General features: G+C 65.8%; 10 protein-coding genes. 7 read left to right on the forward strand and 3 right to left on the reverse strand.

Translation table 11 applies throughout. The features are described 5' to 3' along the window. Window positions 1-85: 85 nt before the first annotated feature. Window positions 86-757, reverse strand: coding sequence for a TetR/AcrR family transcriptional regulator (locus E0H92_RS27880; protein ID WP_165550061.1), 672 nt, complete (start codon window positions 755-757; stop codon window positions 86-88). 159 nt (window positions 758-916) lie between these two features. Here E0H92_RS27880 and E0H92_RS27885 point away from each other — a divergent pair, with 159 nt between their 5' ends. From E0H92_RS27885 to E0H92_RS27915, 7 genes are all read left to right on the forward strand, one after another. Then, window positions 917-2,560 carry a class I adenylate-forming enzyme family protein gene (locus E0H92_RS27885; RefSeq protein ID WP_131498280.1) on the forward strand — a complete coding sequence of 548 codons (1,644 nt, stop codon included), beginning with the start codon at window positions 917-919 and terminating at the stop codon, window positions 2,558-2,560. After that, window positions 2,557-4,038 carry an amidase gene (locus E0H92_RS27890; protein WP_131498281.1) on the forward strand — a complete coding sequence of 494 codons (1,482 nt, stop codon included), beginning with the start codon at window positions 2,557-2,559 and terminating at the stop codon, window positions 4,036-4,038. The genes E0H92_RS27885 and E0H92_RS27890 overlap by 4 nt, the downstream gene beginning before the upstream one ends. Before the next feature lie 8 nt (window positions 4,039-4,046). After that, window positions 4,047-5,606, forward strand: coding sequence for an ABC transporter substrate-binding protein (locus E0H92_RS27895; RefSeq protein WP_131498282.1), 1,560 nt, complete (start codon window positions 4,047-4,049; stop codon window positions 5,604-5,606). After that, window positions 5,599-6,654, forward strand: a complete 1,056-nt coding sequence (locus E0H92_RS27900; protein WP_202873851.1) for an ABC transporter permease — start codon at window positions 5,599-5,601, stop codon at window positions 6,652-6,654. Before E0H92_RS27895 ends, E0H92_RS27900 begins: the two co-directional genes overlap by 8 nt. Before the next feature lie 257 nt (window positions 6,655-6,911). Continuing rightward, window positions 6,912-7,508 (forward strand): ABC transporter permease, encoded by a 597-nt coding sequence (locus tag E0H92_RS27905; RefSeq protein WP_202873852.1) that lies wholly within the window; start codon window positions 6,912-6,914, stop codon window positions 7,506-7,508. Between the two features lie 11 nt (window positions 7,509-7,519). Next, window positions 7,520-9,328 (forward strand): dipeptide ABC transporter ATP-binding protein, encoded by a 1,809-nt coding sequence (locus E0H92_RS27910; protein WP_131498284.1) that lies wholly within the window; start codon window positions 7,520-7,522, stop codon window positions 9,326-9,328. Then, on the forward strand, window positions 9,325-9,783 hold the full coding sequence (locus E0H92_RS27915) for a hotdog family protein (protein WP_131498285.1): 459 nt from the start codon (window positions 9,325-9,327) through the stop codon (window positions 9,781-9,783). The genes E0H92_RS27910 and E0H92_RS27915 overlap by 4 nt, the downstream gene beginning before the upstream one ends. A gap of 548 nt (window positions 9,784-10,331) precedes the next feature. On the opposite strand, the gene E0H92_RS27925 is transcribed toward E0H92_RS27915, so the two are convergent. Beyond that, entirely contained in the window at window positions 10,332-12,179 is a 1,848-nt protein-coding gene (locus tag E0H92_RS27925; protein WP_131498286.1) for an ABC transporter ATP-binding protein, read from the reverse strand. Then, window positions 12,179-13,969: an ABC transporter ATP-binding protein gene (locus tag E0H92_RS27930; protein WP_238173617.1), complete on the reverse strand. Its 1,791-nt coding sequence runs from the start codon at window positions 13,967-13,969 to the stop codon at window positions 12,179-12,181. The genes E0H92_RS27925 and E0H92_RS27930 overlap by 1 nt, the downstream gene beginning before the upstream one ends. Window positions 13,970-14,065 lie beyond the last annotated feature (96 nt).

A 14,065-nucleotide genomic window follows, 5' to 3' on the forward strand; every position in this document is an offset into this window, starting at 1 on the left:
CGGACCGAGCCGGTGAGCGCGACGTTCGCCCGCAAGCTCCTCGTACCCGAAGGCGTAGAGGTGGAGCTGGTCTCGGATGAAGTCCTCATCCTGGATTCGTGTCGTCGACTTGAAGTCGACGAAGGGCCCGATCCCGGTCAGTTCGATCACTCCGACCAGGTTGTGGACGGCTGGTCGGCACGAGTCCCAGGCCTGACATGACCGTTCGCACGACTGCACGCTGTCGTTCCGGGGTCCAATGATCGGGGTGTTCGACCGTACTGAGCCCTATTCCGTTCAGAGTGCTGCGCAAGACATCGATGATGTGGTCGGCCTCGTCTTCAGGTACGAGTTGGGTCACCGCGCCATGCAGTACCCCGCGCAGCAACCTCTCCCAGGCGTCGAGCAGCTCCTGCACCCGTGCCCCCTGGTTGCCGGCAGCTACGACGTTCAAGCGCATCCGTTCGTCTCGTAGGTCATCGTCAGCGATCGGTAGCCACCACTCGAAGATGATGTGCTCGAGGCGTGCCTGAGGATCGGAATATTCGTTGCCGATGGCGACAAGGTTGGCTTCGTACTCCTCCACGCTGCTATCGACCAGATCGCGGAGTACATCCTCCTGTGCCGGGTAGTAGTGGGTGATCAGACTCGTGGAGCCGCCTAGTCGACGGCCGATCTCGCGGAAGCTCAGCGCGGCCATCCCCTGTTCCGCGATCACATTCTTCGCCGCCTCGAGGATGTCGCGCCGTCTCTGGTGATGGTCGACCTGCCTGGGCATCCACTTCGCTCCTTCTGTCCTGACCGGACGTGTCTTGGGCCTCGCCCCACCGCAGGGAACGAGGCAATCTACCTCGCCCCTTGACGGTAGGACGGAATAGTGAGTAGATGGGCACCACGTTATGCAACGCATTGCCGATTAACAAGGAGTGGCTTCTTCATGCGACCGACGGGCTCCCCTCCTAGCTTCGACACGGCCCCGCCGTCGGCCGCAACGATCGGAGAACTTCTGGCGACAGCCGCGGCTGAGGCCCCGAACAAGCCCCTCATCGAGTTCGTCGACGAGAACGACGTGCTCACCCGCGGCGCGCTCGAACGCGAATCCCGGCAGTTCGCTGCCGGCCTCCTGTCGATCGGGTTCGTGAAGGGCGATCGGATCGGTCTGTTGATGCCGAACGTGCGTGACTTTCCCATTGCTCTGTTCGCCGCGGCTCGGATCGGTGCCGTGGCTGTCACCATCAACACCCGGAGCACACCGACTGAGTTGGACTTCATCGCGCGCGACTGCGAACTCGTTGGCCTCGTCGTAGACAGGGACTTGCTCGCTGGAGTGCTTAAAGCTGACGCCGTCACCTCGGGGCTGGGGCGCGCTCTGATGGTCACGGGGCAAAAAGACACCGCCGTGGGGATTCGGTGGCGAGACGTCCGCGGCGCTGACTCGCCTCTGCTCCCGGAGGTCGCGCCGTCAGATCCGGTGACCATCATGTACACCTCGGGCTCGACCGGCATGCCGAAGGGTTGTGTGCATACGCACGAATACTGGACACGCCTGGCCGCCGCCTCCCGCGTGACCAGTCGAGGTCCTTACCGCGGGCTGGCTGACGCGCCGTACTTCTACATGTCAGGACTGTCCATGACGGTCACCGCGCTTGAGCTCGACGGGACCGTCGTACTCCCGCGCCGTCCCAGCCTGAGCAAGTACTTGACACGGGTGCGTGATCACCAGGTCACGTCGGCGTGGGCAACAGTCCATGACCTGCAGGCACCGCGTCGCCCCGAGGACCGGGACCACGAGTTGCGTTACGCCTTCACCGACGACATCCCCGGCCACTTGGTGGATGCCTACGAGGAGCGATTCGGCACCAAGGTGCGCAACTGCTATGCGAGCACGGAGGTTGGCTTCGGTACGTTCGTCCCACTCGACAGCGATGACATGGCACGATCCGGCTCGATCGGCGTCCCTGCCCCATTCCGCCAACTCAAACTTGTCGACGAGGATCTGGTCGACATCGATCAGCCGGGTGTCGAAGGAGAAATCTGCGTCCGTGGACCGGGCATGTTCTCTGGATACCACAACCGGCCCGAGGCGAACGCCAACAGTTTCCTCGACGGTGGCTGGTTTCGGACAGGCGACCTGGGGTCGGTCGACGAGGCCGGATGCTGGTACTTCGTCGGGCGGATCAAAGACGTTGTACGGCGCAGCGGTGAGAACATCTCGTGCTTCGAGGTGGAGTCGGCGTTGGCGGCGATTCCCGGGATCGCCGAAGCGGCGGTCGTGCCGACTCCCGATGTGCTTCGGGGGGAAGAGGTGAAGGCGTTCATCGCTGTGGCGGAGGGCTACGACCACCTATGCCGCAATCCGATGCTGATCCGAGATGCACTCGCAGACACGCTGGCTGTTTTCAAGCAACCACGCTTCATCCACGTCGTCGATGAACTGCCGCGGCTGGCCTCGGACAAGGTGGACAAGGCACTTCTGAAACAACGCTACGGCGGGGATCGCCTGGGCGCTTTCGACGCCGTCGCCGGCGCCTGGGAATCCGAGGAAGACACTTGCGCAGGAGAGGAGGGGCGAACAGCATGATCGAGTCGGAGACGGAGCTCCACGACCTGACCGCCGTAGATATCGCCCATCTCATCCGACGCCGGGAGCTCTCCCCGGTCGAGGTGGTCGATGCCACGCTGCGGCGAATCGACGAGCGCAACGGAGCCGTCAACGCCTACATCACGCTCTCGGCGGACCTCGCTCGAGATGCTGCGGTCAAGGCTGAACGCACGCTGTTGGAACAAGGAGCAGCAGCTCTTGGCCCCCTGGCGGGTGTGCCCTTGTCGATCAAGGATCTCACTGCCACAGCAGGTCTACGGACAACCTTCGGCTTGAAGGCGCACGAAGACTACGTCCCGGCCGAGGACTATCCGGTTGCAGCACGGGTTCGTGCTGCTGGTGCCGCAATCGTGGGCAAGTCCGCCACCCCAGCCCATGGCTGGTTAGGTACCACCGAGACGGAGATGCACGGACGGACTTCGAACCCGTGGCTGCTCACTCACACGGTCGGCGGATCGAGTGGAGGGTCTGCCGCCGCTGTCGCGAGTGGCTTCGGGCCCCTGGCGACCGGAAGCGACGGAGGCGGCTCGATACGAGTGCCGGCCTCCCTGTGCGGGGTTGTTGGACACAAGCCTTCGCATGGTCGAGTCCCTCGCGGGCCGGAGTCGCCAGGTTTCGAGACCGTGGATGCGCTCGGACCGATGGCACGCACGGTGGCCGACGCGGCGCTTCTGCTCGGGGTCATGGCCGGGCCTCATCCCGGAGAGCCCTACATGCTGGACGCCGGCGACGTTGACTACCTCGCCGGGTTCCAGATCGAGGAAGCCGCCCGGCTTCGAGTGGCCTTCAGCCCCGATCTTGGTCAGGGGCCAGTGGACAAGGAGGTCGCCGCTCTCGTCCGGTCCGCCGTCGGTCACTTCGCCGACACATTGGGCGCCGACGTCGAGGAGGTGAGCATCGAGATCCCCGACGTGAATGAGTTCTTCGTCCGATTCTACGGCCCAACGATCAGCCACCTCAGGCGGGTGGACCCCGAGTTCGTCGAAGGCCACCTTGACCGGTATCCGGGAATGCGCGACCTCGTAGTCGCCGCGACAGACGTACACGCGGACGACTGGTGGGCCTATTCGATCGACGCGCAGCAGCGGACCTTCGATGGGCTCAACAAGGCGGTGGCTCGCCACGACATCTTGCTCACGCCCACGATGCCGGTCGCCGCGTGGCCGCACGACGGCGAGAACGGTCCGCGGGTCATCGACGGACAGGAGGTCGAGTGGCCCACCTTCGACTTCTTCCGCTTCACCGAGCCGTCGGGCCACAGTGGGCACCCAACCATCACCGTGCCGTGCGGCTTTACCGCCGCTGGCCTGCCGGTCGGGCTACAGATCATGGGCCGTCAGCGCGACGACCGCGGCGTCCTCCGCGCGGCAGCTGCCTACGAGGCAACCACTCCGTGGCACCTGGCACGGCCCGAGTTCCTGCTCAGCCCCCCTCACGCTTCGCGTCCAACCCTCTAGGAGTCGAGATGGGCAATCTGTACAGCCGACGTGGAGTCCTCAAAGCGGGGATCGCGGGCGCTGCAATCGTGAGCGCTGGCTCGCTGCTGGCAGCATGCTCCTCCAGTGGTAGCGACTCCGAATCAGGCGGTAAACCCTCTCGCGGTGGAACGCTCCGCATCGGCGTTAGCGGTGGTGGCGCAACCGACACACTGGATCCCAACGCTCTCATCAGCCTCCCCGACTATCTGCGAGCTTCGCCTCTGTACAGCGCTCTCGTGGATCGCGGACCCGACTTCGCACCTCGGTTCCGCCTCGTCGAGTCCGCCGAACCGAACACCGACGCAACCGAGTGGGTCCTACGGCTCCGGCAGGGAGTGGAGTTCCACAACGGCAAGGCTGTCACCGCCGACGACCTCCTTTCCAGCCTACGCAGGATCTGGAACCCCAAGAAGCCGGGCCTCGGCGCTAGCAAGCTCCCGGTGGATGTCGACGGCCTGAAGAAGCTCGACAATCTGAGCGTGCGACTTCGACTGGCCCGTCCGGTCTCAGTCGCTCCCGAGCTACTCGGCAGCTCGCTGATCTACGTCGTGCCCGAGGACTTCGACCCCGCCAGACCGATCGGGGCGGGGCCGTTCAAGTTCCAGTCCCTGAAGCCCGGCGACCGAAGTGTCTTCGTCCGACACGAGAACTACTGGGACCAGGTGCCTTACCTCGACGGTGTGGAGATCATCGACTTCAAGGACTCCACCGCATTGGTCAACGCTCTGCAGTCAGACCAGATCGACGCCGTGGCCGACGTCACCAAAGCAGACTCCCGGATCCTCGAGGCGGCCGGGATGACGACGATCGTCACCCCGAAGCGTAGTTTCGTGCCGATTACGATGCGCGCTGACAAGCCGCCGTTCGACGACCCCCGAGTGCGTGAGGCTTTCCGCCTTGGGGTGGACCGCAAGGGCATGATCACGCAGGCCTATTCCGGGGCCGCCACCATCGGCAACGACCTTTACGCCGCCTACGATCCGCTCTATGCCGCCGACATTCCTCAGCGCGAGCGGGACGTCGAACGGGCCAAATCGCTACTTGTCGAGGCGGGACAAGAGGGACTGACGATGGAGTTCGTGACCGGCCCTGGTGGGGTCGGCTGGGTTGAGGTCGCCGAGGTCTTCTGCGAACAGCTCAAGGACATCGGTGTCGATCTGAAACTGAGAACGGTCGACGCCGACACCCTCTTCTCCAAGTACTACGGCGTCGCCCCGATCGGTATCGACAACTGGCCGAACTGGAGCTACCTGGCGATCTCCTCCGAGGCAGTCGCCCCCGGGGCGCCCTACGACACCACCGGCCAGGGCGACAAGGAATACGACGCGATCTACGCCGATGTGATGAAGACGCTGGACGAGAAAAAGCGAGCAGGGCTGGTTCACCGGCTGCAAGCGATCCAACACGAACGCGGCGGTTACATCATCCCGTGTCACAGGGATGGCCTCGAATGTGTCAACCCCAGGGTGCGCGGTCTGAAGTCCAACACCCAGACCACCGGACCGTTCAACAACATGGCGTTTGAGAGCGTGTATCTCGGTGACTAGCAAGTTCGACATCTCCACCGACCCCGTCGCGGCACTCGAGGTGGACGAGCTCACGGTGGAGGCCGGGGGCTCGAGCGGGTCATCCTCGCTAGGCCTCGTGCGCATGGTCCTGGTCCGCCTGGCAGCTGGCGTGGCGGTCATGGCGGCGGTCCTCGTGGTGGTGTTCCTCGCGACCCAGGCCCTACCCTCCGATCCGGCCGAGGCGATGCTCGGGCGCGACGCCACCCCAGATCGCGTGGCGGCACTGCGGGTCGAGCTCGGCCTGGACGAGCCCGCCTGGCAACAGTTCCGTGACTGGACCTGGAATCTGGTGCGCGGCAATCCTGGTGACTCCATCTCCAGTGGGCGCCCGGTGCTCGAGGAGCTCGCGCCTCGGCTCCGCAATTCCCTCGTGCTCCTGCTCTGCGCCGCCGGGATCGCTATTCCACTCTCGTTCCTTCTGGGCATCGTGACGGCAGCGCGCCAGCGCGGGCATCTGGACCGAGCCCTACTCACACTCGCCCTGGGGCTGAGCGCCGTGCCCGAGTTCGTCATCGGAGTGGGCTTGTTGCTGCTCTTGTCCACTGGACCAGTTCAGGTGCTCCCAGCCGTCTCGATGATCCCCGCTGATAGCACGCCGCTGGCTCACCTCGACAAACTCCTGCTGCCGGTCCTGACCCTGACGATCGCCACCGTCCCGTACCTCTACCGGATGATGCGCGCCTCCATGATCGAGGCGCTCGCCAGCGACTACGTGCAGACCGCACGACTCAAGGGCCTTCCGCCGGGGCTCGTGCTGAGGCGACACGCCCTGCGCAACGCCCTCGTTCCCTCGATCCAAGCGTCGGCGTTGGTGATGTCCTACTTGTTGAGCGGCGCCGTCGTCACCGAGTTCCTTTTCCGCTATCCCGGGCTGGGGACCGCTCTCTCCGACGCCGTCTCGAACCGCGACCTGCCGATGATCCAGACCATCACGGTGATCTTCGCCGCGGGCGTCGTGTTGATGAACCTGATTGCTGACGTTCTTACGGTCACATTGACGCCCCGGCTCCGAGGAGCGGGACGATGAGCTGGCGAAGAGGCAACCCGTCCCCGCGCTCAGCCTGGGGCCGCGCCTGGGGGCTCAGACAGACGCAAGTCGGCGGCCTCCTCCTGGTAATCACGCTGCTAGTTGTCGCGGTGGGCCCACTTCTCGCTCCGCACTCGGGGACCGCGTTCGTCGAAATACCGTTCGCCAAACCATCCGAATCTGCTTGGCTGGGGACTGACCAGTTGGGCCGAGACGTCCTGTCGCGCACTCTCTACGGGGGATGGTCAGTTGTCTGGATGTCGGCGCTGGCCGGCACCGCAGGGGTGGTCTGCGGAGCGCTGCTCGGCATCCTGGCCGGGTACGCCGGGGGACGGCTGGACGCCATCGTCATGCGGCTGGCAGACGTCGTCCTGGCCTTTCCTCAACTCGTGCTCATTCTCGTGGTCGTCTCGATGATCGGCGGCTCGCCGATGCTCATCGTTGCGCTTACCGGCGTGGCCTGGATCCCTGGTGTCGCCCGCGTCATGCGCGGCGCCACGCTCGCCCTGAGTGGCCGCGAGTTCATCCAGTCCGCAGAGGCCCTCGGCTATCGACGCTCCAACGTGTTGTTGGACGAGCTGCTGCCCAACCTGACCGCTCCGCTCTTGGTAGAGCTCGGCCTGCGGATCTCCTGGTCCATCGCTGTGATCGCAGCCGCGAGCTTCCTCGGAGTCGGAGTGCAGCCTCCTGCGGCCGATTGGGGACTGATGATCAACGAGAACAGGGGCGGAGTAGCACTCCAACCCTGGGGGGTTGTGGCCCCGACACTGTGCATCGCGATCTTCGCCATAGGCGCGAACCTCGTCGCTGAAGGTTTCAGTCGTGCTCTGCTGCGCACCGGGTCGACGGTGTAGGAGGAATCGAGATGAGTCGAGCGATCGAAGACGACGTGAGCCGGACCCGCGACGAGGGCGCGGTAGTGGACGTTCGTGGGCTGACAGTTCGCCTGACGGAGACCGGCGACGACATTGTTCACGACATCTCGTTCACCATCGGACGAGGCGAGGTCCTTGCGCTGGTAGGGGAGTCAGGAAGCGGCAAATCGACCGTTGCCAGCGCGTTGCTCGGTCACTGCCGGCCCGGGGCACGAATCTCTGACGGCTCGGTGTTCGTCGCTGGCACCGACCTACTAAGGCTGTCCTCGGCCAAACTTCGCGCCCAGCGAGGGGCGGTCGTCGCCATGGTGCCCCAGGACCCGAGCGCAGCACTGAACCCAGCATTGCGGCTCAAGATCCAACTCCGCGAACTCATCGAGGTGCACGAGCCGGCGGCCGCCAACGACGAGGTGGACAACCGCATCGTCGAAGCCCTTCAAGATGTGCGCCTCCCAAGCGACCAGCGCTTCCTGCGGCGATTTCCATATCAGATCTCCGGCGGTCAGCAACAGCGCATCCTCATCGCGATGGCATTCATGCTCCAGCCCGCGTTGGTCGTGCTGGACGAACCGACGACGGGGTTGGACGCGATCAGCACGGCTCACCTGCTGAATCTCCTCCAGGACGTGTGCCGGCGCCGCGGCGCCGCGGTGCTCCATGTGACGCACGACCTCACCGTCGCACGTGCCTCCGCCGACCGAGTGCTGGTGATGTACGGCGGCAGGGCAGTCGAGCTCGGCAACGCCCAGCAAGTTCTCAGCGCGCCACAGCACCCATACACCGCGCGCCTCGTGGACGCCCAACCTTCGGTCACCGAGCGACGCCGACTCGAGGTGATCGCTGGAGAGCCGCCATTGCCCGGACGCCGGCCGAGCGGATGCGCCTTTCGTACCCGCTGCGAATTGAGCTCGGAGATCTGTGCCACCGAGGAGCCGCTGCTCCGGGCGATTTCGGATGTTCAGGTCGTCGCGTGCCACCACAACGTCGAGGCGAGATCGGCGGGACCGGAACTGCTGGAGGCGGCCGCTCAGCGCGACAGCGTTACGCCGGTGCTCCGGGTCACCAGCCTCGAGGTCGGTTACGGCCGCCGAACCGTCCTCTCCGGGATCACCTTCGACGTCGCCCCAGGAGAGTGTCTGGCAGTGCTTGGAGAATCGGGTGCCGGAAAGTCGACGCTTGGTCGGGCCATAGCGGGTCTGGAGGCGTCGACGGCGGGCACGATCGAACTTGATGGCGAGACCCTTGATCCGCAGTCCAGTCGCCGGAGGCAACCCCATCGCCTCGCCATCCAGTACGTCTTCCAAAACCCGTTCGGCTCGCTCAACCCACGCAAGACGGTCGACCAAATCTTGCGCAAGGTGCTGGTCTCGGCACGACGCGTATCGCCGACCGTCACTGAGGACGAACTCGTCGATGTCCTCAACCGTGTCTCACTCGCTTCGACGGCCCGCTGGCGACTACCAAGAGAGCTGTCCGGGGGCGAGCGTCAGCGAGTTGCGATAGCGCGGGCCCTCCTTTGTCAGCCTCGGGTCCTGGTATGTGACGAGGTGACCTCGGCACTGGATGTGTCGGTGCAGGCGGGGATCGTAGAGCTACTGCGTTCCTTGCAGACCTCGATCGATCTGGCCACCGTCTTCGTCACCCATGACCTCGGGGTGGTGTCCTCTCTCGCCGACCGCGTCGTGGTGCTCGACAGGGGGCGAATCGTGGAGACAGGCAACTCGGACGCACTGATCGGTGACCCGCAAGCAGACTTCACACGGCGCCTGGTCGGCGCCGCGCGGGAAGTGACCGCGTGAACAGTCCTCTCGCCGATCAACTGGCCGACCACGTCGGGCGCACCATTCGCTCCCCTGACGTGAGCGTAACGCCGGACATGCTCGGGCACTTCGAGCGCGGAACACTCCTCGACATTGCATACGTCGACGACTCCGACGCCGGTTACGAGAGCGACATGGTGCCGGGCTTCCTCACGCTGTCGCTCATCGACGCACTTGGCGTGATGACACCGGAACTGCGCGTGGACGGTACCTACGCTCTCAATTACGGGCTGGACCGCGTCCGCTTCGTCGAGAAGGTGCACATCGGCGACGAGGTCCATGCGCACTTCCAGACTCTGTCCGTCCACCCACGAGGCGGAGGGTTCCTGGTGCGACGCACCGCGACCGTCGAGAGAACGAGCGACGATGCTGTCGTCGCCGTCATGGACCTACTCCTGCTGCTCCTGCCTTCATCCTCCGGCGAACAAGCATGAGGCAACGTTGTCGGCCTCACCAACGAGCGGGGCACGAGCTTGAAGGGACCGAGAAGTTGGTGCCGCTGATCGAAGGTGCGATCGGCGGCTACCACCACGGAGGCTCGGACCACACGGTCCGGGTCTCCCGCATTCCAAGGGCTCGACAGTCTGCTGCCGCCCGTCCACAGTCAACTGAAGTCTGGCTGTCCCAAGTTCGATGAAGCCCCCTGTGAGGCGCTCGGCGTTCGTGGCGTGCTGGTGCGCGCGAGCAATCGTTGAGTCGACCGAGACCGACCAGTCCACCCGCCCTTGACATCCGCATTCGCCGTCAACACACCCAGCACCCGATCCCACGTGGCGTCACCGGCCATCCGCCGATGCCACCGTCACACCGGCTGTCACGAACCGAACACCTCCGGTCGATCACGCCAGGCAATCCGGCCGCCCGCGCGGCTGGGGGCTTGTCGTCCGAGTACGTCGAGTCCGAGGATCGGCCACGACGGCGCTGAATCCGGCCAGCCGCGCGGCCTGGACGACGTGCCGGCCGCGCGGCGGATCGGAGGTGCTCAGACGAGGCTGTCGCGCCAGGCCGCGTGCAGGGCGGCGAACTGGCCGCTGCCGCTGACCAGCTTCGCCGGCGGTCCGTCCTCGACCAGCCTGCCGGCGTCCATGACGAGGACCCGATCCGCGATCTCTACAGTGGACAGACGGTGTGCGATGATCACCGCGGTCCGGTCGCGCAAGATCGTCCGCAGCGCGCGCTGCACCATCCGCTCGCTCGGCACGTCCAATGAGGACGTGGCCTCGTCCAGGATGAGTACGCCGGGATCGGCGATGAATGCTCGGGCGAACGCCACCAGCTGCCGCTGCCCGGCCGACAGCCGCCCGCCTCGCTTTCGGACATCGGTGTCGTAGCCGTCGGGCAGCGCGGTGATGAACTCGTGCGCTCCGATGGCCTTCGCTGCCGCGACGATCTCGTCACGACTCGCGCCCGGCTTGCCCACTGCGATGTTGTCGGCGACCGAGCCCGAGAACAGGTAGTTCTCCTGCGTCACCATGACCACGGCGCGACGCAGATCCTCCTCGGACAGATCGCGCAGGTCGATGTCGTCGATGCCGATCGTGCCCTCGCGCGGGTCGTAGAACCTTGCCAGCAGGCGCGCCAACGTTGACTTCCCGGCGCCGGTCGCGCCGACCAGCGCGACCGTCTGCCCAGCCGGGATCTGGAGATCCAGGGCGGGCAGTACATCGTCGCCTTCGGCCCGATACGCGAACCGAACGCCCTTGAAGTCGACCTTGCCCTTGGCGTGCCGCAGCCGCGTCGGCCGCTCCGGCTCGGGCACGGTGGAAGTCTCATCCAGTACGCCGGAGATTTTCTCCAACGCCGCCAGCGCCGACTGGAAGCTGTTGTAAAACATCGCGATCTCCTGCAGTGGATCGAAGAACCGCCGGACGTACAGCAGGAACGCGGTCAGTACGCCGATCTGCAGGTCGCCGTCCATCGCCCGGATCGCGCCGTAGAGCAGCACCGCGACGATCGTGAGGCTGCCGATCAGCGCGACGCCGGGCACGAAGTAGCCGAGCAGGCTCATCGCCCGGTAGTTGGCCTGCCGGTAGTTCTCCGACAGCGCGCCGAAGATCTCCTCGTTGCGGCGTTCGCGGCGGAAGGCCTGCACCGCGCGGATCCCGCCGAACGTCTCGACGAACTGCACGATGACAAGCGCCACCGTCTCGCGGGTACGCCGGTAGGCGACCGACGAATGTTTGCGGAACCACGCCATCAACAAGAACAGCAAGGGGAGCGCGAGCAGCGTCACCACGGCCAGCGGCAAGTCGAGTATCAGCAGGATGACGCCGATCGAGAGCACCGAGACGAAGGCATTGACCAGGCCGTCGAGCCCGGCGTCGAGGAGCTCGTTGATCGACTCGACGTCGTTGGTCTGCCGCGAGATCACCCGGCCTGAGGTGTACTTGTCGTGGAACGACAGCGACAGCAGCTGGAAGTGGTTGAAGATCCGCCGCCGCAGGCTGAGCAGGAGGTCCTGGCCGACCCGGCCCATGCGCAGCAGGTAGGCGCGCCGCAGCCAGCCGCCGAGCAGCGCGGCGACGACCATGCCGCCGACGACACTCAGGATCGGAGTCCAGTTGCCGTCGGCCAGCGCAGGCACTCCGGTGTCTATCGCGACGGCCACGAGCCACGGGCCGGACGTCGCCGCGAAGTTCTGCACCACCACCATCGCGACGACCGTCCACAGTGCCCGCTTGTGGGGCCGAACCAGCGAACCGAACAGCCGACGCGACCGGGCCCGCAGCAGACCGCTGAGGCGGGTCGGGAGATCGTCCATGTCCTCGGTGGCGACACCGCGCCAGTTCGCTTGGCCGGTCGGCGTGGTCGAGTTAGTCCGAACGCTCATCACACCGGATCCAGATCGCTGTCCAGCTCAGCCTCCTGTGACAGGATCTCCCGGTATGCCGGAACGGTCTCCAGCAGTTCCTGATGCGTCCCGGTTGCGGTGATCGTGCCGTCCTCCATCAGTGCGACCCGGTCGGCGAGCAGCACAGTGGACGCGCGGTGCGCCACGACCAGGCCGGTCGTCTGGTTGAGCACGCTGCGCAGCGCGGTCTCGACCAATTCTTCAGTGTGGACGTCGAGCGCCGAAAGCGGGTCGTCGAGCACCAGGACCCGCGGCCGGCCGAGTATGGCGCGGGCCAGCGCCAGCCGCTGCCGTTGCCCGCCGGACAGGCTCAGCCCCTGCTCGCCGATCCGGGTGTCCAGGCCCCACGGTAGGCGGTGCACGAACTCGGCGTGGGCGACCGACAGCGCCTCAGCCACCTCGGCGTCGGTGGCCTGGGGCCGGCCGAGGGTGAGGTTTTCCCTGACACTCGCCGAGAACAGCGTCGGTTCCTCGAACGCCGTGGCCACGATCGTGCGCAGGTCGGCGATCGCCAGGTCGCGGACATCGACGCCGTCGATCGTGATCCGGCCGGCCGTGACGTCGTACAACCGGGGCACCAGCGCGGTCAGCGTGGTCTTGCCTGAGCCCGTGGCGCCGACGACCGCGAGCGTCTCGCCGGACTCAATGGTCAGGTTCACGTCGCGCAGCACCGGCGCATCCGGCGCGTCATGGTAGGCGAAGCCGACTCCCTCAAGCCGGATCTGCCCGCGCGGATGCTCGATCCGCGACGGACGTTCGCTTTCGACGATCGTTGTCGGGGTGTCGAGCACCTCCATCAGCCGGTCGCCCGCCGCGGCAGCGTCCTGGGCGTTGGCCAACAGCCACCCCAGCGCGGCGATCGGCCAGATCGCGGCGAGGTAGAGCGCCGCGAACGCCGCCAGCGTGCCGAGCGTGACGGCGCCCTTGGCGACGCCGATCGAGCCGATCAGTACGACGACCGCGAGCACGATCTGCGGGTAGGCGTCGAGCACCGACCAGATCTTGGCCAGCGTTCGGATCTTGTCGAGCTGTTGGCCGCGGACGGTGCGGGCCTGCTCGTCGTAGCCGTCGTAGAACATCTGCCGCCGACCGAACGACTTGATGATCCGGATCCCGACCGCTGCCTCCTCGACCGCGGTGGTCAGCTCACCCGTCTGATCCTGCACGCGGCGGGCGAGCACCTTATAGATCCTCTCGTGGTGCAGCATGAAGATCACCAGTGGGATGCCTGACACCAGCGTGACGACGCCGAGCGGCCAATACATCACCAGCAGCATGATCGCGATGACCAGGAACGTCAGCGTGTCGGTGATGATGAACACTGCGGCGAATCCGACGAACCGCCGAATGATCGCCAGGTCGGTCGTGGCGCGGGACAGCAACTGGCCGGACTGCCATTTGTCATGGAACGCCACTGGCAACCGCTGCAGATGCCGGTAGAGGTCATTGCGCAGGTCGTTCTCCATCCCGAGGGAGGAGTTGGCCGTCGCCCACCGGCGGATCAGGATCAGCAGTGCCTCGGCGACTCCGAACGCGACGGCCAGCAGCGCAAGCGGCAGCAGGGCCGACCGGTCGCCGGCTGCGATCGGTCCGTCGATCACCTGCCGGGCGATCAAGGGCACGGCGAGACCGACGAGTGTGCCCAGCAGCGCCGTGACGAGCATCAGCGCGAGCTGCCAGGAGTAGGGACGAATCCAGGGAAGGAGCCGACGAAGCGAACGCTTGGACGGCGGGCCGCACCGATACCGGTAGAAGATCCGCTCGACCACCACCCCTCGCCGCAGCGAACGGACGCCCCGTCCGACTAGTCGTCGGCCCAGGCGAGAAACCCCGCGATCACGCTCATTAAGCATCCGAGAGCGACT

This window comes from Kribbella speibonae (assembly GCF_004331375.1).
In the GTDB taxonomy this organism is placed as follows: Bacteria; Actinomycetota; Actinomycetes; order Propionibacteriales; family Kribbellaceae; genus Kribbella; species Kribbella sindirgiensis.

What these genes read in the sequence shown, in the direction of transcription:
- E0H92_RS27895 (WP_131498282.1), top strand. Translation starts at nt 4,047, where the DNA reads ATGGGCAATCTGTACAGCCGACGTGGAGTCCTCAAAGCGGGGATCGCG.
- E0H92_RS27880 (WP_165550061.1), bottom strand. Translation starts at nt 757, where the DNA reads ATGCCCAGGCAGGTCGACCATCACCAGAGACGGCGCGACATCCTCGAG.
- E0H92_RS27910 (WP_131498284.1), top strand. Translation starts at nt 7,520, where the DNA reads ATGAGTCGAGCGATCGAAGACGACGTGAGCCGGACCCGCGACGAGGGC.
- E0H92_RS27905 (WP_202873852.1), top strand. Translation starts at nt 6,912, where the DNA reads ATGTCGGCGCTGGCCGGCACCGCAGGGGTGGTCTGCGGAGCGCTGCTC.
- E0H92_RS27885 (WP_131498280.1), top strand. Translation starts at nt 917, where the DNA reads ATGCGACCGACGGGCTCCCCTCCTAGCTTCGACACGGCCCCGCCGTCG.
- E0H92_RS27890 (WP_131498281.1), top strand. Translation starts at nt 2,557, where the DNA reads ATGATCGAGTCGGAGACGGAGCTCCACGACCTGACCGCCGTAGATATC.
- E0H92_RS27925 (WP_131498286.1), bottom strand. Translation starts at nt 12,179, where the DNA reads ATGAGCGTTCGGACTAACTCGACCACGCCGACCGGCCAAGCGAACTGG.